The sequence below is a fragment of the Tateyamaria sp. genome (assembly GCF_039945315.1).
Classification (GTDB): domain Bacteria; phylum Pseudomonadota; class Alphaproteobacteria; order Rhodobacterales; family Rhodobacteraceae; genus Tateyamaria.
Map to the genome: position 1 here is coordinate 1 of NZ_JBDUXB010000055.1, position 22,133 is coordinate 22,133.

22 protein-coding genes and 1 tRNA gene are annotated in these 22,133 nt (G+C 57.6%); 12 read left to right on the top strand and 11 right to left on the bottom strand.

The genetic code is table 11. The features are described from left to right. Positions 1 to 96: 96 nt before the first annotated feature. The gene (locus ABJD00_RS17950) at positions 97 to 426 is read right to left on the bottom strand and encodes a hypothetical protein (RefSeq protein WP_413831594.1); all 330 of its coding nucleotides are present in this window, start codon (positions 424 to 426) and stop codon (positions 97 to 99) included. Positions 427 to 583: 157 nt separating this feature from the next. On the opposite strand from ABJD00_RS17950, the gene ABJD00_RS17955 reads away from it, so the two are divergent. Beyond that, positions 584 to 1,267, top strand: coding sequence for an OmpA family protein (locus ABJD00_RS17955; protein WP_413831596.1), 684 nt, complete (start codon positions 584 to 586; stop codon positions 1,265 to 1,267). Positions 1,268 to 1,383: 116 nt separating this feature from the next. After that, positions 1,384 to 2,307 carry an aminotransferase class IV gene (locus tag ABJD00_RS17960; protein ID WP_413831598.1) on the top strand — a complete coding sequence of 308 codons (924 nt, stop codon included), beginning with the start codon at positions 1,384 to 1,386 and terminating at the stop codon, positions 2,305 to 2,307. Between the two features lie 96 nt (positions 2,308 to 2,403). On the opposite strand, the gene ABJD00_RS17965 is transcribed toward ABJD00_RS17960, so the two are convergent. Both ABJD00_RS17965 and ABJD00_RS17970 read right to left on the bottom strand, forming a co-directional pair. Further along, entirely contained in the window at positions 2,404 to 4,647 is a 2,244-nt protein-coding gene (locus tag ABJD00_RS17965) for a molybdopterin cofactor-binding domain-containing protein (RefSeq protein WP_413831600.1), read from the bottom strand. After that, positions 4,640 to 5,116, bottom strand: coding sequence for a (2Fe-2S)-binding protein (locus ABJD00_RS17970; protein ID WP_413831602.1), 477 nt, complete (start codon positions 5,114 to 5,116; stop codon positions 4,640 to 4,642). The genes ABJD00_RS17965 and ABJD00_RS17970 overlap by 8 nt, the downstream gene beginning before the upstream one ends. Positions 5,117 to 5,244: 128 nt before the next feature. On the opposite strand from ABJD00_RS17970, the gene ABJD00_RS17975 reads away from it, so the two are divergent. The 3 genes from ABJD00_RS17975 to ABJD00_RS17985 all read left to right on the top strand — a co-directional run bounded on the left by ABJD00_RS17975 (position 5,245) and on the right by ABJD00_RS17985 (position 7,221). Next, the gene (locus ABJD00_RS17975) at positions 5,245 to 5,922 is read left to right on the top strand and encodes a TetR/AcrR family transcriptional regulator (RefSeq protein WP_413831604.1); all 678 of its coding nucleotides are present in this window, start codon (positions 5,245 to 5,247) and stop codon (positions 5,920 to 5,922) included. 175 nt (positions 5,923 to 6,097) lie between these two features. Then, a complete protein-coding gene (locus ABJD00_RS17980; RefSeq protein ID WP_413831606.1) occupies positions 6,098 to 6,934 on the top strand; it encodes an SDR family NAD(P)-dependent oxidoreductase in 837 nt (278 codons plus the stop codon). 210 nt (positions 6,935 to 7,144) lie between these two features. Continuing rightward, a tRNA-Met gene (locus ABJD00_RS17985) sits at positions 7,145 to 7,221 on the top strand. Positions 7,222 to 7,483: 262 nt separating this feature from the next. On the opposite strand, the gene ABJD00_RS17990 is transcribed toward ABJD00_RS17985, so the two are convergent. Then, a complete protein-coding gene (locus ABJD00_RS17990; protein WP_413831608.1) occupies positions 7,484 to 8,374 on the bottom strand; it encodes a hydrogen peroxide-inducible genes activator in 891 nt (296 codons plus the stop codon). A gap of 217 nt (positions 8,375 to 8,591) precedes the next feature. On the opposite strand from ABJD00_RS17990, the gene katG reads away from it, so the two are divergent. The 3 genes from katG to ABJD00_RS18005 all read left to right on the top strand — a co-directional run bounded on the left by katG (position 8,592) and on the right by ABJD00_RS18005 (position 13,724). Beyond that, positions 8,592 to 10,769, top strand: a complete 2,178-nt coding sequence (katG, locus tag ABJD00_RS17995) for a catalase/peroxidase HPI (protein WP_413831610.1) — start codon at positions 8,592 to 8,594, stop codon at positions 10,767 to 10,769. Between the two features lie 147 nt (positions 10,770 to 10,916). Continuing rightward, positions 10,917 to 12,767, top strand: a complete 1,851-nt coding sequence (gene aspS, locus ABJD00_RS18000; protein ID WP_413831612.1) for an aspartate--tRNA ligase — start codon at positions 10,917 to 10,919, stop codon at positions 12,765 to 12,767. 231 nt (positions 12,768 to 12,998) lie between these two features. After that, positions 12,999 to 13,724, top strand: a complete 726-nt coding sequence (locus ABJD00_RS18005; protein WP_413831614.1) for a GNAT family N-acetyltransferase — start codon at positions 12,999 to 13,001, stop codon at positions 13,722 to 13,724. Between the two features lie 9 nt (positions 13,725 to 13,733). Here ABJD00_RS18005 and ABJD00_RS18010 read toward each other — a convergent pair whose 3' ends face one another. Next, positions 13,734 to 14,453, bottom strand: a complete 720-nt coding sequence (locus ABJD00_RS18010; RefSeq protein ID WP_413831616.1) for a response regulator — start codon at positions 14,451 to 14,453, stop codon at positions 13,734 to 13,736. A gap of 132 nt (positions 14,454 to 14,585) precedes the next feature. On the opposite strand from ABJD00_RS18010, the gene mce reads away from it, so the two are divergent. Beyond that, positions 14,586 to 14,990, top strand: coding sequence for a methylmalonyl-CoA epimerase (mce, locus tag ABJD00_RS18015; protein WP_413831618.1), 405 nt, complete (start codon positions 14,586 to 14,588; stop codon positions 14,988 to 14,990). Continuing rightward, a complete protein-coding gene (locus tag ABJD00_RS18020) occupies positions 14,990 to 15,265 on the top strand; it encodes a DUF1467 family protein (RefSeq protein WP_413831620.1) in 276 nt (91 codons plus the stop codon). The genes mce and ABJD00_RS18020 overlap by 1 nt, the downstream gene beginning before the upstream one ends. Here ABJD00_RS18020 and ABJD00_RS18025 read toward each other — a convergent pair. The 4 genes from ABJD00_RS18025 to ABJD00_RS18040 all read right to left on the bottom strand — a co-directional run bounded on the left by ABJD00_RS18025 (position 15,222) and on the right by ABJD00_RS18040 (position 18,388). Beyond that, the gene (locus tag ABJD00_RS18025) at positions 15,222 to 15,941 is read right to left on the bottom strand and encodes an EI24 domain-containing protein (protein WP_413831622.1); all 720 of its coding nucleotides are present in this window, start codon (positions 15,939 to 15,941) and stop codon (positions 15,222 to 15,224) included. The genes ABJD00_RS18020 and ABJD00_RS18025 overlap by 44 nt on opposite strands. After that, positions 15,938 to 16,516: a nitroreductase gene (locus tag ABJD00_RS18030; protein ID WP_413831624.1), complete on the bottom strand. Its 579-nt coding sequence runs from the start codon at positions 16,514 to 16,516 to the stop codon at positions 15,938 to 15,940. The genes ABJD00_RS18025 and ABJD00_RS18030 overlap by 4 nt, the downstream gene beginning before the upstream one ends. Before the next feature lie 61 nt (positions 16,517 to 16,577). After that, positions 16,578 to 17,684 (bottom strand): class II histone deacetylase, encoded by a 1,107-nt coding sequence (locus ABJD00_RS18035; RefSeq protein ID WP_413831626.1) that lies wholly within the window; start codon positions 17,682 to 17,684, stop codon positions 16,578 to 16,580. Between the two features lie 218 nt (positions 17,685 to 17,902). Next, the gene (locus ABJD00_RS18040) at positions 17,903 to 18,388 is read right to left on the bottom strand and encodes a VOC family protein (RefSeq protein ID WP_413831628.1); all 486 of its coding nucleotides are present in this window, start codon (positions 18,386 to 18,388) and stop codon (positions 17,903 to 17,905) included. 147 nt (positions 18,389 to 18,535) lie between these two features. Between ABJD00_RS18040 and ABJD00_RS18045 the strand changes: the two genes are divergently transcribed. Both ABJD00_RS18045 and ABJD00_RS18050 read left to right on the top strand, forming a co-directional pair. Next, a complete protein-coding gene (locus ABJD00_RS18045) occupies positions 18,536 to 19,000 on the top strand; it encodes a cupin domain-containing protein (protein WP_413831630.1) in 465 nt (154 codons plus the stop codon). A 95-nt stretch (positions 19,001 to 19,095) separates the two neighbouring features. Then, on the top strand, positions 19,096 to 20,238 hold the full coding sequence (locus ABJD00_RS18050; RefSeq protein WP_413831632.1) for a lytic murein transglycosylase: 1,143 nt from the start codon (positions 19,096 to 19,098) through the stop codon (positions 20,236 to 20,238). Between the two features lie 11 nt (positions 20,239 to 20,249). Here the strand turns inward: ABJD00_RS18050 and ABJD00_RS18055 are convergent, their stop codons facing one another. Together ABJD00_RS18055 and ABJD00_RS18060 are read right to left on the bottom strand one after the other, a co-directional pair. After that, positions 20,250 to 20,942 carry a hypothetical protein gene (locus tag ABJD00_RS18055; protein ID WP_413831634.1) on the bottom strand — a complete coding sequence of 231 codons (693 nt, stop codon included), beginning with the start codon at positions 20,940 to 20,942 and terminating at the stop codon, positions 20,250 to 20,252. A gap of 319 nt (positions 20,943 to 21,261) precedes the next feature. Then, on the bottom strand, positions 21,262 to 21,960 hold the full coding sequence (locus ABJD00_RS18060) for a VPLPA-CTERM sorting domain-containing protein (protein ID WP_413831636.1): 699 nt from the start codon (positions 21,958 to 21,960) through the stop codon (positions 21,262 to 21,264). Positions 21,961 to 22,133: the final 173 nt, after the last annotated feature.

Sequence of the window (22,133 nt, forward strand, 5' to 3'; positions counted from 1 at the left end):
TCCTCGGTGGCTACGATGAGCAACAAACACTCTCTTAGCAAATAACCCTATTTGGACCCATAAGCGCTGACGTCAGACAGAGCAACAAACACTCTCTTAGCAAATAACCCTATTTGGACCCATAAGCGCTGACGTCAGACAGTATCCGGTTATCCAGTCGTCTGCAGCAGACAGATCAGGCGTGGTTGAACCATCGTTGATGCTTGACCCGGCGAATGCTTCCAATTCGAACCGTGGCGCACGCAGACTGCGGGCCTGATCAAGTTCAAATTCAATCGCCTGTTTGTTAGCTTCCGCCGTCTTGATGTCTGGATTTGTCTCCAGAACATAGATGATCACATCCTTTAGCGACAAAGCAACAGAGGCGCTGGGAGCGCAAAGGCAGACCACGGCGAAAACCGTGGAAACGAAAAAACTACACTTCACTCAACTATCCCCGTCGAGGGTTGCTTCGAAAACTTACATTACATTAGACTTTTCTACGATGGGCGGATACCCCGTCAACCCGAAATGGTCGTTAATCCGCGCACCTGTAAACAAGATGAAACACATGATGAAACTGCAACGGTCAGAGCGTTAAAAGATGAGATATTTGATGAATTTGGCCGTGTTCGGGTTCGTTCTGTGCCTGTTGACCCCTCAAGCCAGTTTGAGCGCAGACATCGGAACCGTGAACTTTCAATTCGACTCCGACCAACTCGACACACAAGGCCGGGAGCAAGTCGCGGAAATTGCCGAGCGTCTGAAAGCCGTGAACAGCTATAAACCGACTGTCGTTGTTGGATACACCGATGCTGTCGGGACCTCAGGCTATAACCAATCTTTGGGTCAACGTTGCGCGGATACAGTCGCAAATGCGCTGAGAGCCGCGGGTGTTCCGGTCGATCGCATCGGCAAAACAGAGAGCCGGGGCAAGAATGACCTTTTGATTCAAGTCGCATCGGCAGAACGCCAAAACCGCCGTGTGACCGTGCAGTTGGCGGATATTCTGGGCGCCTGTCAAAGCTATCGAAATATCTCCCTGTCCGAATCCGCCGCTGGCCAAGAGTTGCAGGATGATCTCCGGGCGCGCCTGTCCGAAGCGGTGATCTACTATGACCGTTTTGCATCAAACGGTGCCAACGGGCCCGCGTTTCAGATGGCGGGGGCTGCCAAACAAGACTGTGGGCAAGCCGTCGGATACGTGAACGATTCAGTGCGTAAGATCGAATACGCCAAGAAGTGTTTCTGCAATTCTGCGCGTTTGCAGACTGCGCTTGGAAACTGAACCCTGCCATCTCGTTGGATTTGAGCGCATAGCTGGTCATTATCGAAGCACATCTGTTTATTGATGTGGCCGGGGCAATTCAGATATCTTTGCCCGGCGATCATAAGGACTGACGCATGAACAACGACGCCCACGTTTCGACCCACGATGCCGCCGAAGATACCCGAAATGATGATATCAGGATCTATGTGAACGGCCAGATCGTGCACCGGGATGACGCCAAGGTGTCGGTCTACGACTCTGGGTTTTTACTGGGGGACGGGGTGTGGGAAGGGTTGCGGCTTTATGATGGGCATATCCCGTTTCTGGCCGAACACTTGGACCGGTTGTTTGAGGCAGCGCTTTATATCGATCTTGATATCGGAATGAGCCGCGATGCCCTTGTTCAGGCGATCCACGACACGCTGGATGCCAATGGAATGAACACGGATGTACATATCCGCCTGATGGTTACACGAGGGCGTAAAAAGAAGCCGTTCCAGCATCCGCATTTGTCGATCTATGGGCCGACAATTGTGATTATCGCAGAACACTCCAAACCAGATGACAGCATTGTGGAACGTGGCATCCGTCTGGCCTCGGTCCCTCATCATCGCGGCCTGCCTTTGACGCAGGATGCCAAACTGAATTCGCATTCCAAGCTGAACTGCATCATTCCGTTGACCCATGCGGTTCGGCAGGGTGCGGATGAGGCGCTGATGATGGACCCCTTTGGCTTTGTGAACACCACCAACGCCTGCAATTTCTTTATCGTGAAGCAGGGTGCGGTTTGGACCTCGACCGGGGATTACTGCATGAACGGGATCACGCGCCAAAAGGTGATAGATCTGTGCCGCGCAAATGACATCCCTGTGATTGAACGCAACTATTCGCTGGTCGACACCTACAATGCAGATGAAGCGTTTCTGACCGGTACTTTTGGTGCTCAAACGCCCGTCTTTGAAATCGACGGACGGGTGATCGGGGGCGGTGTCGCTGGGCCGGTGTTTCACCGGATACGTGCGCTTTACAAGGCGGCGATTATGGACGCCCCGGCCTAGTCTCAGTTCGGCCTAGTTTAGCACCAACTGATGCATCCTAGTCTTCGCTTCTGATCTTTGCGGACGTCAAAGGCGAAACGACTGGTGTCCCGCCCTTCAAACATAGAACCCCACGTCTTTGGCCAACGGCAATTGCCGCACACGAGTGCCGGTGGCAGCAAAGATTGCGTTGGCCAACGCAGCCGCTGCCGGAGGCGTGCCGGGTTCGCCCGCCCCACCAATGTCGTGGCCGCTGTTGATGATATGGGTTTCGATCCGCGGCGCCGTCGACATGCGCAGCATTTCGTAGTCATAAAAGTTGCTTTGAACGACCGCGCCGTCTTCGATGGTGATATCGCCGTGGATCGCAGCTGTGAGGGCGTAGATGATGCCCGATTCCATCTGTGCCTTGATGCCGTCGGGCGTGATGGCGACCCCCGCATCAATAACGGCCAGAACACGATCCACACGCACGTCGCCGTTGATCATGGTAACCTCGATGACTTCTGCGACGATGGAGCCGAAGGATTCCTTGACGGCGATGCCGCGCCCGCGTCCTTCACCCAAAGGGGTGCTCCAATCGGCGGCTTCAGCGGCCTTGTCCAGAACCGCCTTCATCCGAGGGTGATCTGACAACAAAGCCGCGCGATAGGCGTAGGGGTCTTGCCCGGCGGCATGCGCGCATTCGTCGATAAAGCTCTCGGTAAAGAACCCGTGCTGTGATTCATCAACGCTGCGCCACGCGCCCCATGGGACGTGGCTTGGGCTTTGAATGTACCCGATGTCCTTGGCGGCAACTACGTATGGGATCAGCGGCGCCTCGACCGGTTCCTGTTTGTTGACGTAGGTGTTTTTCCAGCCTTGGGGTTTGCCGCTGTTGTCCAGTGCGGCGCGAAAGCGGCTGGTGGAGGCGGGACGGTAGTAGTCCTGTCGCACGTCCTCTTCACGCGACCAGATCAGCTGTACGGGTTTCTCAATGGCCTTGGAGATTAACGCCGCCTGAACGGCCCAGTCCGGAACTGATTTGCGTCCAAATCCACCGCCCATAAGCGTGTTGTTCAGGGTCACCTGGTCTTCGTTCATGTCCAGCGCGGTTGCGATCTTGCGGCGGAACCCGAGGGGGTTTTGGCAACCCACCCAAATCTCTGCCGCCGCGCCTGTCACATGCGCCGTGGCATTGGGCGGTTCCATTGTGGTGTGGGCGAGATAGGGCACACGATACTCTGCCTCGATAACGGTCGGCGCTCCTTCAAAAGCCGCGTCGATGTCGCCTTGGGACAAGTCGTGTTCCCGTCCGGCGCCGGCGGCTAGGTCGCTGGCGTGTTTTTCAAAGATTGTCTCGGACGTAACGCTGTCCAGCCCCTTACTGTCCCACTGGATAGTCAGCGTCTCAAGCGCCTGCACGGCGGTCCAGTAGCTGTCCGCAATCACAGCAACGGACTCGCCCGTCGGCCCATATCCACCGATCATGTCCTCGGAGGCATCAGAGGGCAGGGTGAGCACATCAATCACGCCGGCCATTTGGCGGGCTTCGGTGTCGTCGATTTGCACAACGGTTCCACCAAAAACGGGCGCACGCCGGGTCGTCGCGTAGACCATGTCGGGCAGTCGTACATCCAGCGCGAACGGCGCTGTCCCATCGACCTTGCCTGGGATGTCCTGACGCTCAACTGACTGGCCGATAATGGAAAAGTCGCCGATCTCCTTGAGTTGAGGATTGTACGAGGGCGTCATCTCAGCCGCGGCCGAAGCGAAGGTTGCATACGGCTCTGCGCGAGAAGACGCACGGTGGAGCAGCATGCTCTTTTCCGTTTCGATCTGATCGATCGGCACACCCCATGCGTCTGCCGCCGCTTGTTTCAGCATGTCCTTGGTGGCCGCACCTGCAACCCGCATACCATACTGACCGGTCGCGCGGATGCTCAGGCTGCCGCCTGTGATCTGGGCGTTGAGCGCGTTTGATACACGCATCATTACCCCGTCGATGGTCGGGATGACGGCACCTGGTAATGGAACATCTTTGAGCAGGTAGCCGCGGCCCAAGGTGTATGTTGAGTAGTCTCCCAGAGCAGGCGCTTCTTCGATGCGCACCTTTTCCCAATCGGCATCGAGCTCTTCGGCCGCCATTTGCGCCAGAGCTGTCTGCGCACCCTGACCCATTTCAGAGTGAGGAGAGATCACGGTAACAGTGTTGTCCTGATCTATTTTGATGAAGGCATGGACCAGCGTCTCGCCGTCGCCCGCGACTGCATCCTGCAAGCCCGCAACTCGATTGCCGGGACGCATTGCGACCCCCACAAGAATACCGCCACCAACGACAACACCGGCTGAAATGAACGCACGTCGGGTCCACTTATTCATTGGATTGTCCTTTCGTAAGAGCAGCGGTTTTGATGGCGGCTCGGATGCGATCATACATACCGCAGCGGCAGATATTGCCGTCCATTGACGCGTTGATGTCATCGTCTGTTGGATTGGGGATGTCGTTCAAGAGTGCGGCTGCGGACATCAACTGACCAGACTGGCAATACCCGCATTGTGGCACCTGATGCGCGATCCATGCTTGCTGAAGCGCATGCAAAACGTCTTCAGCAGGGGCAAGCCCCTCAATCGTGGTAATCTCCTGACCTGCGACTGCGTCAATCGGCGTGACACATGTACGAGTGGCCACGCCATCGACCATGACTGTGCAGGCCCCACACTGGGCAACGCCGCAGCCAAATTTGGTTCCCGTAAGGCCCAGATCTTCTCTGAGCACCCACAGCAGGGGTTTGGACGGAGCGGCGTCGACATCGCGCAGGCTTCCGTTCACTGTGATCGTGGTTTTCATGGATCTCTCCGGTCAGAGGGGGCTGGGCGCAAATGTAAGAGTAGTATTTGAGCTGTAAACAGAACAAGTATTCTAATTCTGTTTTGACACCGTCCTTGGCACCTGTCAAGAAGCTGAGACATTATTTGATGACGAAGGGTTTGTGCTTGGAAAGCCGCTGGAAATCGGAACTACACTGGCGGCGCACAGGGCAACAAAGCCGCAGCGAGCGCACTCAATCCGCGTTGCTGGATGCGGCAGAAGAGCTGATCCTCGAAAAGGGTACGGACGCGACATCGATTGCGGATATAGCGAAGCGAGCAGGCTCCTCGGTAGGGGCCGTTTACCACCACTTCAAAGACAAAACGGCGCTATACTACGCGTTGTTCCACAGGATGACGGCGACGTACGAGGCGTTAAACAAGCAGGCGTCCGATCCCAAGCTTTGGGAGGGCGCTACGATAAAGGATTTGTTTCGCGGCTATTTGGAAATTGTTCTGACCACGACGCGTGAGAACAGTGCTGCCAAGGCTGCGGCGTCGGCAGTCATCGCAGATTTTCCGGAACTGAACGCCCACTACTGCGAAATTCAGGGCGAAACGCGGAAGGCACTGCTGACACTGGTCATGGAGCGGCGCGACGAAATCAGAGCCCCAGACGCAGAAAACGCAGCCACATTTGCCATCGACCAACTGTCGGCGATGTTGCGTGTCTATCTAGATGCAACCCTGCGGCAGGCCGCACTCGCGCCACTCGATGAAGACCAGTTTGTCGCACAATCGGTCGAACTGGTGTCGCGGTATCTTGATTTGCCTCGGGCGAAATGACTCTTAGTGGAGAGTGCGTTTATGGTTCAAGTCGCGTTGAATGAATCGGACTAGGTTGAGCGGAAAGATTTTACGCAGCCGAGCGAACCGTAAGATGTTCAATGTTGGCTGAGTTCTGACAGGACACGCTGCCCGATCAAAGAGGGCACAAAAAAGCTATAACGGAGGAGACCAGATGTTTGACAAAGCAATTAGCGCAGGCGGTGTGGCCGTGATCACCGGTGGTGCGAGCGGAGTAGGGTTTGCAGCAGCACAGGATCTGGCGCGCCGTGGATTGTCCATTCTGCTGGCGGATGTATCTACAGACGCACTTGAGCAAGCCGCAAGCAGCCTTTCCGCGCAAGGCGCACAAGTGCAGACATCGCAAACGGATGTGCGCGATGCGGATGCCGTTGGCGAACTCGCCGAAATGGCCCGCGCGATGGGCCCGACAGCAGTCTTGATGAACAACGCGGGCATCTCGCGTCCAACCAGCAGTTGGGACAACGCTCAAAATTGGCGCGATCTGATTGAAGTTAACCTTTTTGGTGTGTTGAACGGCGTACAAGCATTTGTGCCGGGGATGATTTATGCCGGTCGCCCGGCGGTCGTGATCAACACGGGGTCGAAGCAGGGAATCACAACGCCGCCCGGCAATCCCGGCTACAACGTATCCAAGGCGGGGGTGAAAGTTATGACGGAAATGCTGGCCCATGAATTGCGTGCCGCAGAATCCCCCATATCGGCGCATCTGTTTGTTCCCGGCTTTACTTATACGGGGATGATTTCGTCCTTCATTCCGGAAAAGCCGGCGTCGGCGTGGACGTCTGAACAGACAATCTCCCACCTTTTTGAGCGGGTTTCGGCAGGGGACTTTTATGTTTTGTGTCCGGATAACGATGTCACGCCAGAGATCGATCAGCGTCGTGTATCGTGGTCCGCGCAGGATATCGTTGAAAATCGACCTGCTTTGTCCAGATGGCATCCGGATTATGCCGAGCGTTTTAACGCGTTTCAGAAGTCTGGGAGTTAGTGTTCAAGCCTGCACAGGGGTTTCTTGGAGTTCTGAGCCAACTGAACCGGCAAGTGCAGATGCATGAGACATCAATTGCCTCGGGAAAGATCCTCCATGAGGGGCTGCCTGAAAACTGTGTTAAGAGCGGATTTTCGATTTCCGAAAGGTTTTCTTGCACATGCCCTTGCGGTCCCTAACGACTCAGACTAAACCCCGCGAACCAAATGGCGCGGGATGGAGCAGCCCGGTAGCTCGTCAGGCTCATAACCTGAAGGTCGTAGGTTCAAATCCTACTCCCGCAACCAAAAAAACCGAAGCGCAAAGCGTCGCAAAAATGGCCACCCGTCGGGTGGTCGTTTGCGTTTTAGCACTTAGGAAAGGCGGTTCTGGCATTGAGCAACGTCGCGTGGTGCAAAGTTTACAGGTCGGTACCATGATCCGCACGCAGTCGGCTTTATCAATGCTTCCACCCCACTCTGCTGGTGTGCTCCACCCCGATAATCGCGCGGCCGAACGCGGCCAGCATAGCCGTCATTGCTGTGTGTTGTTTGCGAAGTTAAAGACAGGTCAGGGCTGTGCAGCACTCCGCACAAGATCCCCAATCTCGCGCAGCGCATCCGCCATCGGGTTGGACTTGCGCCAGACAAGTCCGACGGTGCGGGTCGGCGGCGGTCTGTCAAATCGCGTAATGCAGACCGGAGCTGAGCGGGTTTCGACATCGACTGCCATGTCCGGAATCAATGTCACTCCAATGCCTGCGCCGACCATTTGAACCAGAGTCGACAGCGAACTGCCATCCAGTCCGTCGCGGGGTCGCGTTGGGCTGATGTTGCAAAAAGACAGGGCCTGGTCACGAAAACAGTGTCCTTCTTCCAGCAACAATAGGCGCATCTCATCCAGTGCATCGCGTTGCACGAGTGGCGCGCCAGCATCTTTTTCGGGGCGCACCAGCACCAACTCTTCGCTAAACAGGGGCATTTCTGCCAGGGCAGGTTCATCCGTTGGCAGCGCCACAATTGCTGCATCTAAACGCCCGTCGAGTAATTCTGTGATCAGTCGCGGCGTGACGGTTTCACGGACGTGAAGATCTATTGTGGGGTAGGTTTGGGTCACGTTGCTGATGAAGCGCGGCAACAGGTAAGGCGCGATTGTCGGGATTACACCAAGGCGCAACCGCTCGATCTGCCCGCCCCGCGCCGTTTCGGCCCAGTCGCTCATATCGGCAACCGCGCGCAAGATGTCGCCGGCGCGTTTGGCAAATGCGTCTCCCAACGCAGTCAGGCGGACGTGCCGTGGCCCGCGTTCGAACAGGGCAAAACCAAGGCTTTCTTCAAGGTCCTTGATCTGTACTGAAAGGGCAGGTTGCGAAATTGCGCAGCGTTCAGCTGCACGTCCGAAATGCCCCTCATGGGCAAGAGCTTCGAAATACGTCAGCTGACGCAGGGTGAGATTCTTCATAACCAAAAATTATGACAGTAATAAAAAAATGCAACTTAAATCTATGACGTGATCTTGCTATGACCACACTCAGCCATGGGAGGGATGTGCAGCCAAACGCGAATCGCGCGGTGGCCAAAAACCTTTTGTGACCCAGACAAACAAATCGGCAATCGAGCCTAGATCCACCGTGGTTTAGGCTTGCCTCGCCACAAGAAACCTTTGATCGGAGACAGACATGGACGGAAATGACGTTGGCAAATGCCCAGTGATGCATGGGGCGACCTTGCACAGCACTTTTGGCGGCCGCACGAACAAAGATTGGTGGCCTGAAACCCTGAGCATTGATGTTCTGCACCAGCATGGCGCGCGCGTTGATCCAATGGATCCCGACTTTGATTATCGCGAGGCGGTGAAGGGTCTCGACTATGATGCGGTCAAGGCTGACCTGCATGCGTTGATGACAGACAGCCAGCCCTGGTGGCCTGCGGACTGGGGGCACTACGGTGGCCTGATGATCCGGATGGCGTGGCACGCGGCGGGTACGTATCGCATGCAGGACGGCCGCGGCGGTGGCTCTGCAGGGGATCAGCGCTTTGCTCCGCTGAACTCGTGGCCGGACAACGCGAGCCTTGATAAGGCCCGTCGTTTGCTGTGGCCGATCAAAAAGAAATACGGCAATGCACTGTCCTGGGCTGACCTGATGCTGCTGGCCGGTAATGTTGCTTATGAATCCATGGGGTTCAAAACCTTTGGCTTTGGCTTTGGCCGCGCGGACACATGGGCGCCCGGCATCGACATCAACTGGGGGGAAGAGGCCGAGTGGCTCGCACCCAGCGAAAACCGTTATGAAGATCTGGAAGATCCGTCCACCATGGCGAACCCGCTGGCCTCTGTGCACATGGGCCTGATCTATGTGAACCCCGAAGGTGTGAACGGCAATCCCGACCCTGCACGCACAGCGCTGCACGTCCGTGAAACATTCGCGCGCATGGCGATGAACGACGAAGAAACCGCTGCCCTCGCCGCAGGTGGTCACACGGTTGGCAAGGCGCACGGTAACGGCGACGCCGGCGCGTTGGGTGCGGAACCCGAGGGCGCAGGTTACGAAACCCAAGGCTTTGGCTGGACCAACCCCAACCAGACCGACAAAGCAAGCTCGCTTGTCACTTCCGGCATCGAGGGTGCCTGGACGACGGAGCCAACCAAGTTCGACATGGGCTATTTCAAGCTGCTGTTCGGCTACGAGTGGCAGTTGACCAAATCCCCAGCAGGCGCAAACCAGTGGGAACCCATCGACATCAAGGAAGAGGACATGCCAGTTGATGCCTCTGATCCGTCGATCCGCCGCATGCCGATGATGACGGACGCGGACATGGCGATGAAAGTCGATCCGATCTACCGTGAAATCTGCGAAAAGTTCATGAGCGATGAAGCCTACTTCCGCGACACGTTTGCGCGTGCTTGGTTCAAGCTGACGCACCGCGACATGGGCCCCAAAGCCAACTACATCGGCCCCGATGTGCCTGCTGAAGACCTGATCTGGCAAGACCCGATCCCCGCAGGCAGCACCGACTACGATGTGGCGGCAGTCAAGGCAAAGATCGAGGACGCAGGCGTTCCACACGCCAACCTTATCGCGACGGCATGGGATAGTGCACGTACGTTCCGCGGATCTGACAAGCGGGGCGGGGCCAATGGCGCGCGCATCCGTCTGGCACCACAACGCGGCTGGGAAGGCAACGAACCGGCTCGTTTGGACGCAGTGTTGGCCGCTCTTGAGCCAATCGCTGCAGAAACCGGCGCATCCATCGCAGACGTGATCGTTCTGGCGGGCAACGTTGCGGTTGAAGCGGCGGCAAAGGCCGCTGGGTTCGACATCACCGTGCCCTTCACACCCGGTCGTGGCGATGCCACGGACGAGATGACAGACGGCCCCAGCTTTGACGTGCTTGAGCCCTTCTCGGACGGGTTCCGCAACTGGCACATGGACAAGGTGGCCAAGAGCCCCGAGGACATGCTGGTAGATCGTGCGCAACTGCTTGGTCTGAACGGTCAGGAAATGACCGTGCTGTTGGGCGGGATGCGCGTACTGGGCACCAACCACGGCGGAACGGCGCATGGCGTGTTTACCGACCGCGTGGGCCAACTGACGAACGACTTTTTCGTCAACCTGACCGACATGGCCTACAGCTGGAAACCAGCCGAAGGTGGAACGTACGAGATTGTGGATCGCGCCACAGGCGAGACCAAATTCACGGCCACCCGGGCGGACCTTGTCTTTGGTTCAAACTCGATCCTGCGGGCCTATGCCGAGGTCTATGCGCAAGACGACAACGCGGCCAAGTTCGTGAAGGATTTCGTCGCGGCCTGGACCAAGGTAATGAACGCCGATCGGTTCGACCTTCTGGCCTGATCGGGAGCACAACCACACAGACAAACGCGGGCCCGTCACCGGGCCCGCGTTTTGCGTTTGGCAGGCGTCGCTTGCCGCCTTGACTTTCCACCCCATGCCCGGTGTATCTGCGCCGATCAATTGACCACCCCCGAAGGGACCAAACCCATGCATGCATACCGCTCTCACTCCTGCGCCGCGCTGACTTCGGCGGATGTGGGCAATACTGTCCGTTTGTCGGGCTGGGTGCACCGGGTGCGCGACCACGGTGGCGTGCTGTTTATCGACTTGCGCGACCATTACGGGATGACGCAGGTGCTGTGCGATCCAGACAGCCCCGTCTTTGGCGAGGTCGAAAAGCTGCGCAGCGAATGGTGCATCCGTATCGACGGCGAAGTGAAGGCGCGCGATGCGTCTCTTGTGAACCCTAAGATCCCGACCGGCGAGATCGAGGTATTCGTGCGCGATCTGGAAGTGTTGGGGGCCTCGGACGAGTTGCCGCTGATGGTCTTTGGTGAGCAGGAATATCCCGAGGAAACACGGCTGACATACCGCTATCTCGATCTGCGTCGTGAAAAGATGCAGGCGAACATGAAGCTGCGGAGTGACGTGGTGTCGTCGATCCGCAAGCGCATGTGGGATCAGGAGTTCCGCGAATATCAGACGCCGATCATCACAGCATCTTCACCCGAAGGCGCGCGTGACTTCTTGGTGCCGTCGCGTTTGCATCCGGGCAAGTTTTACGCTCTGCCGCAGGCCCCGCAGCAGTTCAAGCAATTGCTGATGGTGTCTGGGTTCGACAAGTATTTCCAGATCGCGCCTTGTTTCCGCGACGAAGACCCACGCGCAGATCGCTCGCCCACCGACTTTTACCAACTCGACCTCGAGATGTCCTTTGTCACCCAGCAGGACGTGTTCGATACGATCCAACCCGTGCTGGCTGGTGTATTCGAAGAGTTCGGCGGCGGCAAAAAAGTGGACGAGACTTGGGAGCAGATCAGTTATCGTGATGCGGCCTTGTGGTATGGCTCGGACAAACCCGACCTGCGCAACCCGATCAAGATGCAGGTGGTTAGCGAGCATTTTGCAGGCTCCGGTTTTGCGATCTTTGCCAAGCTTCTCGAGCAAGAAGGCACAGAAATCCGCGCCATCCCTGCGCCCAAAGGCGGATCGCGTAAGTTCTGCGATCGCATGAACGCTTACGCCCAGAAAGAAGGGTTGCCCGGAATGGGCTACATCTTCTGGCGCGAAAAGACAGCTGACTCCGTAGCGCAAGAACTTGGTATTTCTGTCAAAGAAGCGCAGGCCAAGCTGAAATCCGGCGAAGTCGAAGGCGGCATGGAAGCCGCGGGTCCGCTCGCCAAAAACATCGGACCAGAGCGCACCGAAGCCATTCGCCAGCAACTGGGCCTGAGTGTGGGTGATGCAGCGTTCTTCCTTGGTGGCAAACCCAAGGCGTTCGAGGCTATCGCGGGGCGTGCGCGCAATGTCATTGGGGACGAGCTGGGACTGACGGACCAAGACCGCTATGCCTTTGCGTGGATCGTCGATTTCCCGATCTATGAGCGCGATGAAGAAAGCGGCAAGGTCGACTTTGAACATAACCCGTTTTCCATGCCGCAAGGCGGTATGGAAGCCTTGCAAGGCGACCCACTGAAAGTCCTCGGGTACCAGTATGATCTGGCCTGCAACGGCTATGAACTGGTGTCCGGCGCGATCCGGAACCACCGCCCCGAGATCATGTTCAAGGCGTTTGAAATTGCAGGCTATGATGAGGCCGAGGTGCGCAAGCGGTTCGGTGGGATGGTCAACGCCTTCCAGTATGGCGCGCCGCCCCACGGGGGCTGTGCGGCGGGTATCGACCGGATCGTGATGCTGCTGGCGGGTGAACAGAACATCCGCGAGGTCATCCTGTTCCCGATGAACCAACGGGCCGAAGACCTGATGATGAACGCACCCAGCGAACCGACAAGCGAACAGCTGATGGATCTGGGCTTGCGTGTTATTCCGCAGGAATAGTCGCACCTTCGCCCGCGCGATGTGCGCGGGCAAGTGAGCCGCACTAGGTTAGAGGGTCCCGCAAGTTGATTTGCAGGGCCGACAACCTGTACGTTTTGACGTGCATCAATAGGGCAGCTTTTGAGCAATCGGTGTTTCCCGGCGTTGAGCTTGGTCCGGATTTAGGCCGTTGTCGCAGCTGGTCGGATGAATTTACTTGGTGTTGCGCTCGACTGCGCCTAACTACACGGTATGTTTGTACTTTATCGCCCGCACCATGATCCTGTTCCTGACTGGACACCGCCGCCTGCGCCGAACAACACGCTAGCGCTAGACGGTGAATATTGCCTGTTAGAACCGCTGGTTGCGGAGAAACACGCTGCTTTGCTCTACCGTGCCTACGTGGGACAGGATCATGTCTGGGCATATCTGCCCTACGGTCCATTTTCGTCTTCTTCTCAATACCATCGCTGGATGCGCGAGACGGAAACTGACAACACGGTTGAATTCTATGCGATCAAGAACAAAGAAACTGGTGCCTATGAAGGGGTGGCCAGTTATCTGCGTATCTCGCCGGCTGCCGGCAGCATTGAGGTTGGGCACATCAATTTCAGCCCTGCTTTGCAGCAAACCCGGGCTGCAACCGAAGCACTCTACCTGATGATGGCATGGGCCTTCGATGCCGGATACCGGCGGTTTGAGTGGAAGTGTGATGCACTGAACCAAGGGTCGCGCCGTGCCGCTCAACGTCTTGGTCTAAGTTACGAGGGTGTGTTCCGGCAAGCGGCCGTGGTCAAAGGGCGCAACCGTGACACGGCCTGGTTTGCCGCTATCGACCGGGAATGGCCGAGTTTGAAGGAGGCGTTTCGCGTTTGGCTGGACCCTTCCAACTTTTTCGGTGATGGCAGGCAGAAAGAGCGTTTGTCCGACCTGACCCAACTCGTTCGTTCAGCCGAGGACCCGTCCTTAAACGGCTAGGCTTGTCTTTCAGATCGCGATCTTGTTGGCCAACCTGCGCTGGACCAGCCCCGCGACGGTGGCCGCTTCGGATGCAGCAGAATCTCCGCGGGCCCTTTTTGCGGGCAGCAGTTCAGTGGCCAGCGCCAATTCATTGTCATCCGCACTGCGCGCCACCCCGCCAAGGAACTGGGCGATGTAATCCAGTGTTCGTGTGTCGTTGTCTTCTTCCATTACGTCCGCGACATGCGCCATGTCGTCGCGGAATGCGATTGGATCAGGTTGTATGATTTCTTCGGGCACCGAGCGTGGCCCAGCGGGATGTCGGTCTCTAGGCAGATTTGCAAGAATTTGATCCTGAAATGTTGCCAGAGAAACGACGGGCTTGCCGAGGTACCCATCGGCGCCTGCCTCCATCACAAGGGCTTCGCTGTTATCGTCTCCAGAGGTGCCAAGGATAACATCCGGGCGCTGGTTGGACGTGGCCAACTCGCGGATCAGGTCTGCACCGTTTCCATCGGGCAGGCCCACATCGATAATTGCCACCGAAGGGCGATATACCTGCAAATGGCGGCGCGCAGCGCGCAGCGTATCGGCCCGCCGGATCCGCGCACCGCTGCGCAGACAAAGCAGACGCAGGGCTTCACATGCAAATCGGCTGTCTTCAATCACCAGTACGGTCAGGCCTAGCAGCGGGCGCATTGCGGTGGGGGCCGGGTAATTTGGTGCTAACGGGTCTGTGGTATCCATTTTTGATCTCCAGGCAGCTATCGCGACTCATCGTTACGTACCGTTGCCTAACAGCAAGTTAACGCCGCGCTTGCGCGCGCCCACAAGCTTGGCGATAAGGGCACAAATTCAACGTCACTTCAGGAGCTTTGTATGATTGGACGCCTCAATCACGTTGCAATCGCCGTGCCCGACCTCGAAGTCGCCGCTGCCCAGTATCGCGATGCCTTGGGTGCGAATGTCGGCGCGCCACAGGACGAGCCTGATCACGGGGTGACGGTGGTGTTTATCGAACTACCCAACACCAAGATCGAACTGCTGTATCCATTGGGTGAAAATAGCCCGATCGCGGCGTTTCTGGAAAAGAACCCATCGGGGGGCATGCATCACGTCTGCTACGAGGTCGATGACATTATCGCCGCGCGTGACCACCTGAAATCAACCGGTGCTCGCGTGCTGGGCACCGGCGAACCCAAGATTGGGGCCCATGGCAAACCTGTCTTGTTCCTGCATCCCAAGGACTTCAACGGCTGTCTGGTCGAGTTGGAGCAGGTCTGATGGGCATCACCTCGGCCCTCGTCCTTTATGCCGTGATCTGGTGGATGTGTTTTCTGATCGCGCTGCCGATCAAGGTGCAGACCCAAGGGGATCTGGGCAAGATCGAGCCGGGCACCCATGCGGGCGCGCCCGAGCATCATCACACGAAGCGCAAGGCGTGGATCGTCACAGTGGTTGCGTTTGTTTTGTGGGCCATCATCGCCGGTATCATCCTGTCGGGTTGGATTTCCCTCAGCGATATGAGTTGGTTTGATCGGGCGCTTGAGCCCCTGTGAGGAGGTGAAACAGGTGCGTGAACGTTGCCGCCCCGATGATCGGGATCAGTAGGTTTATCAATGGGATAGACAGCGGGATCGCCATTAGCGTTCCGGCCAGCCAAACGGTGCCGGAGTGCGCGCGCCTCAGCTCTTTGGCCCGCGCTCGCCCGACACGACGCATGGCGGCGAGGGTGAAGTATTCCCGTCCCAGCAAGTATCCGTTCAGACCCCAAAAAATGAAAATCGCCGATGGTGGAAACATCACGTAGAGGATCAGCGCGAGTATGTTGGCCCCAATCAGCACTCCGAGAAAATTGATAGTATCAACCGCTGCATCCCCAAAAGGCACAGGCGTTGTAGGGGGCAGGTGGGGGTAGTTGCGTTCTTCTACAGCCGCTGCCACCTCGTCCAGAAACATTGAAGTGATTGCCGAGGCCACAGGCATCATCAGAAAGATAGAGAGTCCGAAGAACAAAAAGAATGATCCCCAGCTGACGACGTCGTCCAACCAAGTGATTTCCCCGAACCAAGGGACTGAAACGCTGTCCGCTGTCAGCCAGCCAATCAGCCAGACAAGTCCGGATGTGGCCCCAATCAAAAGTGCGACCGTTAGGGCGAGTCCGAGGAACAGCACCCGGCGAAACCGGGGATCACCCATCTGACCGAGGGCTGCAAAGAAAGACGACAGGATCATGTGTCTACCCATGTTGTGATCTGGGACATATCGGGGCGCGGCCGGTCCGGCGGCGCGCTTGTTTCTGTGCCGATATGGATCAAACCGGCGATGCGTTCATGCGCTTCAAGTCCAAGTCCTAACTGCATAAAACCGCGATCATGGCTGGGCCATCCGCTCAACCAGTTGGCCCCCCAACCTGCCGCAAGTGCAGCGTTCAGCAAGGCCAGACATACCGCTCCAGAAGAGTAGGTTTGCTCCAGCTCGGGGATCTTTTCGGATGGCTTTTGAACCTCGATCACTGCCACTGCGAGGTGGCCCTGATCGAACTGGTTACGTCCTTTGGTGATTTGTTCGGTGTCCAATCCAAGAGCTTCACCGCGAGCCTGAACTGCGGTCGCCAGACGGGGCATCGCACCTTTGCCCAACACGATGAAACGCCACGGCTCCAGCTTGCCATGATCAGGCGTGCGAGCGGCAGCCGTAAGCAAGTTTTCCAATGTCGCGGGATCGGGCACTGGTTCGGCAAGTGTCTTGGCCGGGCGCGACCGTCGTGTCAGCAGAAAGTCGAGGGCGGCGGGGTTTGGGGTGGACATATGTTACGCCTTTTTACATGTTGAGGGTCATGTCGTGACGAAGGGCTGCGACGTCAAGGGGTTAGAGCCCTAATTCTGTGGCCATACGGTCGATTTCCCCTAACTGGAACGCTTCAAGCCGCGCACTTGGTTGGCGCGAGGAGAATGCGCGGGCGAGGGGGTCGGGCGCGGCGATGGCGCTGCCTGACAAAGCTTCGATCGTAGCGTGTCCGCAGAAGGGGACGTAAATTTCGGAGTAGCCACCCTCGTGAGCCAGCACTAGTTTTCCGTCGCAGAGGCGTTCCGCCAAGGTTTTGATCTTCAACGTCATTTCGCGGAATGTCTCGGCCATGCAGAGCATGCTGGCCAGCGGGTCCGGGGCGGCGGCGTCAAAGCCGCAGGCGACGATGATGAGGTCGGGGTTGAACTGTTCAATGGCCGGAATGGCAACCCGGTCGATGGCGTGCAAATAGCCGTTGTGCCCGGTGCCGGCGGGTAGAGGGAGGTTGAGGTTGTAGCCCTCACCGGCGCCCGCGCCTCGGTCGTTCAAGTGCCCGGAATCTAACGGATAATTACCTTCCTGATGGAATGAGATTGAGAGGACTTCGTCGCGCACATAGAAGATGCTCTCTGTTCCGTTCCCGTGGTGCACATCCCAATCAAGCACGGCCACTTTGAGATCGGGCTGCGCCACCTTGGCGCTCTCGATCGCGATGGCGATGTTCGCCAGCAGGCAAAAGCCCATGGGGCCGTCTGCGCGGCAGTGATGGCCCGGAGGACGGCTGAGGGCGTAGGCATTTGCGTGGGTGCCTGCCAGTACATTCGCGACGGCCGTGGTCACGAGCCCGGCGGAGAGAGCGGCGAGGTCGAAGCCGCCCTTGGCGAAAGGCGCATGCTGGCCAATTTCTCCGCCGTTTTTAGCCGACAACGCTTTGAATGTATTTATGTATTCCGGATCATGAACCGCCAATATCTGAGCCTCTGTCACGAGCGGCGCGGAGGCGACAGACAGATCGTGGATTAGTCCCGTGACGTCCATCAGGTTCTTGAGGCGGCGCTTGGTTTCAGGGCTTTCGGGCAGGCCCCCGGCGGCGAGTGGCTGCACCAGCCCACCAAGTGGGACGGTGAAGGCATAGTTCCCACCCGCATGCCACATGCTGCGTTCGTCCCAGTAGAACCCTGTGCTCATAACGTCCCCTTTTCTTGCCCGCGCAAAGTGGCCGAAATCGTACCCCGGCGCAACGCGCGGTGCCGGAAATCCCTGAAGCGGCGCGAATCAAGATTAACGCCATAAAAACAGGGAAATTCCGATGCACTGTGCGTACACAGCGCGTGCACAGGCTGTGCATCGCTTTGTGCACGCGTACCAGTTTAACAGAGCGCGCGCCGGCAACAGTTACCAAAGCCCTAACGTGCCTCTGCCAGCAAAGCGTCAACGTCCAGGGGTGCGTTGACCATGGCAAGATCACCATTGGCATCCACAGGCCAATCGGCGCGGTCGCGGTCCCGATAAAGCTCGACTCCGTTGCCATCCGGGTCCCGGAAATAGACGGCCTCGGACACACCATGGTCTGCGGCTCCATCCAGCGGGGTGCCGTGATCTATCACGCGTTGCAATGCCGCCCCAAGCGAGGCGCGGTCGGGATAGAGAAACGCGGAGTGATAGAGGCCTGCGGCGCGTTCTGGCGCTGGTCCGGCGCCAAGAGAATGCCATGTATTCAGGCCGATATGGTGGTGATATCCGCCCGCCCCGAGAAACGCTGCCCGATTTCCATAGCGCTGAGTGAGCGTAAAGCCGAGTACGTCGCCATAGAAGTGGATGGCACGGTCAAGATCGCTGACCTTGAGATGGATGTGGCCGACGCGCGTGTCAGCCGGTGCTTTTCCAGACATGAGCGTTCCTTTCCTTTAGAACGAGTATCTAAGAGATAGGGTGGGCAGGACGGGTCGAACAAGCGCCAGCCTTGCGCAGCATTGGTGCGTAGATGCAGAGATGCGGTTTGTTTTGGGCCTGTCCGACAGAGGATATCAGGAGCAAACATGCCAAAGATCAGAACGGATCAGTGGAGGCCGCACACAGGCGGCCCGCATCCCATTTCCGGTCAGGACGATGGGTCGAGTGCCGACATCGCACTGGGCGATGCCATCGGGCTTACGCAATTTGGCGCTCGGTTAGAAAAACTGCCGCCCGGGTCACGCTCATCCCATCGCCATTGGCACGAGGGAGAGGATGAATTGATATGTGTGCTCTCGGGCACTTTGGTGTTGGTGGAGGAGGGTGAGACGCCTCTGGGTTCCGGTGACGTTGCTGGATGGAAGGCTGGAGTGCCAGTCGGCCATTGCCTTGAAAACCGATCGGATCAGGAGGCCGTTTTTCTGGTGGTGGGGACACGCGTTGCGGCGGATACCGTGCACTACCCCGACCACGATGTAGTTCTGCGATATGATCCGGACGGGCGGCGTTATTTCCATGGGGACGGGACGGAGGTTTTGCCAGAGGCGTGATGGATTGCGCGTAGGGGCGCTGATGTGTTTGAAACCCGCTTTGCGCTTGATCGTATGCGCGTTAGACTGCCTCAAACAATGAGGTGAGCAGACCCATGATCCTAACCCGCAGAACGGCCCTTTTGACTTTGGGCGCCTTTGGCCTTGCCGCTTGCAGCACAGGTGGCGGATCCGGGGCCCCAGCCAATTCCACCGGGGGCGCGCTCCCTGCTGATTTACGGCCCACGCCAAATGCGGCCTATGATGCGTGGGTGCGTAGTTTTCGTGGGCGCGCCGGAGCGCAGGGGTTGTCCGATTCTACACTGGCGGCAGGGTTTCGCGGTACGGGGTATTTGCCCGGTGTCGTCAAACGGGATCGCAATCAGGTCGAATTTTCCCGAACGCTTGAAGACTACTTGTCCATCGCGGCCTCGGACGAACGGGTGAGCAAGGGGCGCGCGGCCTATTCCCGGCATCGCGACACCTTGGCGGCAGTCGAGCAACGCTATGGCGTTGCGCCCGAAATCGTGACGGCGATTTGGGGTTTGGAGAGCTTTTTTGGCGAGCGGCGGGGTAATGTTCCGGTCGTGTCGGCGACCTCTACACTTGCTTTTGACGGGCGGCGCGGCGCGTTTTTTGAAAAGCAGCTGGTGGCGGCGCTGAAGATTCTGCAATCGGGCGACGTGGCCGCGTCTGACCTCAAGGGGTCATGGGCCGGGGCGATGGGGCACACGCAGTTTATCCCGACATCTTATCAGGCTTTTGCTGTGGATTTCACAGGCGATGGTCGGCGCGATATCTGGTCGGACGACCCATCGGATTCGCTGGCCTCGACCGCTGCGTATCTGTCGCGCAACGGGTGGATGCGCGGTTTGAAGTGGGGAACTGAGGGGGCGGGGCCAGGCCGGTCCCTCACGCCGCAGCCGGGCGGGCCGACGTTCAGCGTGACGTCGAATTTCAACGTCATCAAGCGCTACAACAACTCGGATTCATACGCCATCGGGGTCGGCCATCTGGCGGACCGGATTGCGGGTGGCGGGCCAATCCGGGCGTCTTTCCCGCCAGACAAATACGGGCTGGTCAAGGATCAGCGGATTGCCTTGCAAGAGCGACTCACCGCGCGCGGGTTTGACACCGGCGGGGCGGATGGGGTGATCGGGCCGAAAAGCCGGACGGCGATTTCGGCCTATCAGACCAGCATTGGAGAAGAGGCGACCGGGGATCCGTCTGTGGCGCTCCTGCAAAGCCTTGGCGGCTAGGGCCCAGGGCTTCAGTTGCCTTTTGCGCGCCGAACTTGGCCAAATCCTGCCCGGAAGGACAATACTGCGCCGAAGACCATCAGGGCGTAGCCCAAAAGCTCCAGACTTTCCTGAACGGCGGCTTTGAACGCGGGGTTGTAGGTTTCCCCCATGATCGGGCGCCACAACTCACCTGAGCCGAACACCCGGCTGAAGATCACGATGATCACAAAGCCGACCATCATGAAAACTGCCTCGCGCGTCGCTGCGTGCTGCCTGAATGGGTTTTTAAGAGTATCGCGGTGGCGGTAGGCAAAGAGGGCGCCGATCCCAAGCAGTATCGTGTTCGGGACAACCCAGAAGCCGTGGCGGATCGCGTCGAAATAGGCGTCATTTTCGCGAATAAACATCCATGCGCACAGGGTGGCTACGCTCATCAGGTATCCGACGGCTTCAGGAAATCTGCGCGTGCCGATAAAGAAAAGGATAGCCGTCGTCAGGATGGAGCCGGCCTGTGCAAGTTCCGTCAGCGATGTTTCGGACACGCGTCCAGAGAGCACCTTTACATCGAGCAACACGATCAGCGGGACAAGGATCATCAAAAGGACAAGACAGCCGAATTCAGTCGCGATACGGCCGACCGTAGGCAGGCTGCGTGCTGTCTGCAAAGGTGCATCGTCCGGCATCTGATGTGCGTCCGGTTCCAATGGTTGATTACGTCCCAATACGCGTTTCCCAGAGAATTATTTAGCTGGTAAATTACCGCATTCATTGCTGAAATCAAATAACCATTCAAGTGTAGGTATTTGTGCGGCGCAGTCACGTTTTTGGACTTGGAGGGCTTGGCGGACTGTTTGGGAGAGGCCCATATGGGGTGGTTCTTGAGTGCAAACAGAGGTGGACTGGATCCTAACTTGAGGCCGTCTAGCGATGGTATTTGGTGTCTTTGGGGGTTGGGTCGTTGCCCCAACAGATCGCAACCAAAAGAAAAACGCCCACCCGGGAGGGTAGGCGTTCAAATCTGTGGAGTATTGTCGTTTCGGCTTAAGTCTTGCGGCGGCGCTGAACCGCGAGGGCACCGAGACCCGCGATCAGCAACAGGCCACCTGCTGGCAGAGGCACCGGAGCGACTTGGGTGATGACGCGGATGTTGTCGATATGCGTTTTATTGGTCGTCAATGTGAAGGAAATCTCGTTCGCGCTTTCCAGAACGAAGGTGTCACCTGTGCGTCCGCTGGCTTTACCCTCGGCTCTGCGGCCCAGGTGACTCTCATATGTCGTGGAATCTCCCCCAAACGTGCGATCACTGACGTTCAGCAACCCAAGCGGTGAAAACCGGTCAGTGTTGCCGCTGCCGTTGGAAAGGATGATCGCCACGATTGAATGAGCGAAGGTGAAAGAGCCTGAGGTTGAATTTGCGTTGAATGGATCAAAGTGGATTAGAAAGCTGTCGTAAGTGCCGGCGCCAAGTTCGATGCCTGATCCCGTGACAAAGTCGGTGACGCCGAAATTTACATCACCAAAAACCAAACTGGACGCGAGATAGTCCACTTCCACATCGCCTTGGCCCACCGTCACATTTGATTGTTCTGCAAACAGACGCGCATCCGAGCCTTGTGTCACGCCGAGTCTGAGGTTTGCGGGGAGCGTTTCAGTCGGCGAGACCGTGCCCGCTTGAGTCATCGATGTCGTTGCAATGACAGCCGCAAAAGCCGCAATTAGAGTTTTGATGTTCGAACGCATACTCTGCACGCCTCTTTACTAGTTACACATTCGTTGAATGTGGCGATAACGCGTTTTTTTGAAGGCTGCAACGGCACTCAATCCACGCAAGAGTATTTTTCCCGAGGGGCGATATGGGTGCTTTTTGTGCGTCTTTTTTTGGCAAGAGACGCCTGAGGTTTGGAGGCTGGTTA

What these genes read in the sequence shown, in the direction of transcription:
- ABJD00_RS17955 (WP_413831596.1), top strand. Translation starts at nt 584, where the DNA reads ATGAGATATTTGATGAATTTGGCCGTGTTCGGGTTCGTTCTGTGCCTG.
- ABJD00_RS18020 (WP_413831620.1), top strand. Translation starts at nt 14,990, where the DNA reads ATGGGCATCACCTCGGCCCTCGTCCTTTATGCCGTGATCTGGTGGATG.
- ABJD00_RS17975 (WP_413831604.1), top strand. Translation starts at nt 5,245, where the DNA reads ATGACGAAGGGTTTGTGCTTGGAAAGCCGCTGGAAATCGGAACTACAC.
- ABJD00_RS17990 (WP_413831608.1), bottom strand. Translation starts at nt 8,374, where the DNA reads ATGAAGAATCTCACCCTGCGTCAGCTGACGTATTTCGAAGCTCTTGCC.
- aspS (WP_413831612.1), top strand. Translation starts at nt 10,917, where the DNA reads ATGCATGCATACCGCTCTCACTCCTGCGCCGCGCTGACTTCGGCGGAT.
- ABJD00_RS18030 (WP_413831624.1), bottom strand. Translation starts at nt 16,516, where the DNA reads ATGTCCACCCCAAACCCCGCCGCCCTCGACTTTCTGCTGACACGACGG.
- ABJD00_RS18010 (WP_413831616.1), bottom strand. Translation starts at nt 14,453, where the DNA reads ATGGATACCACAGACCCGTTAGCACCAAATTACCCGGCCCCCACCGCA.
- mce (WP_413831618.1), top strand. Translation starts at nt 14,586, where the DNA reads ATGATTGGACGCCTCAATCACGTTGCAATCGCCGTGCCCGACCTCGAA.
- ABJD00_RS18045 (WP_413831630.1), top strand. Translation starts at nt 18,536, where the DNA reads ATGCCAAAGATCAGAACGGATCAGTGGAGGCCGCACACAGGCGGCCCG.
- ABJD00_RS18025 (WP_413831622.1), bottom strand. Translation starts at nt 15,941, where the DNA reads ATGATCCTGTCGTCTTTCTTTGCAGCCCTCGGTCAGATGGGTGATCCC.
- ABJD00_RS17980 (WP_413831606.1), top strand. Translation starts at nt 6,098, where the DNA reads ATGTTTGACAAAGCAATTAGCGCAGGCGGTGTGGCCGTGATCACCGGT.
- ABJD00_RS17970 (WP_413831602.1), bottom strand. Translation starts at nt 5,116, where the DNA reads ATGAAAACCACGATCACAGTGAACGGAAGCCTGCGCGATGTCGACGCC.
- ABJD00_RS18050 (WP_413831632.1), top strand. Translation starts at nt 19,096, where the DNA reads ATGATCCTAACCCGCAGAACGGCCCTTTTGACTTTGGGCGCCTTTGGC.
- ABJD00_RS18035 (WP_413831626.1), bottom strand. Translation starts at nt 17,684, where the DNA reads ATGAGCACAGGGTTCTACTGGGACGAACGCAGCATGTGGCATGCGGGT.
- katG (WP_413831610.1), top strand. Translation starts at nt 8,592, where the DNA reads ATGGACGGAAATGACGTTGGCAAATGCCCAGTGATGCATGGGGCGACC.
- ABJD00_RS18040 (WP_413831628.1), bottom strand. Translation starts at nt 18,388, where the DNA reads ATGTCTGGAAAAGCACCGGCTGACACGCGCGTCGGCCACATCCATCTC.
- ABJD00_RS17960 (WP_413831598.1), top strand. Translation starts at nt 1,384, where the DNA reads ATGAACAACGACGCCCACGTTTCGACCCACGATGCCGCCGAAGATACC.
- ABJD00_RS17965 (WP_413831600.1), bottom strand. Translation starts at nt 4,647, where the DNA reads ATGAATAAGTGGACCCGACGTGCGTTCATTTCAGCCGGTGTTGTCGTT.
- ABJD00_RS18060 (WP_413831636.1), bottom strand. Translation starts at nt 21,960, where the DNA reads ATGCGTTCGAACATCAAAACTCTAATTGCGGCTTTTGCGGCTGTCATT.
- ABJD00_RS18005 (WP_413831614.1), top strand. Translation starts at nt 12,999, where the DNA reads ATGTTTGTACTTTATCGCCCGCACCATGATCCTGTTCCTGACTGGACA.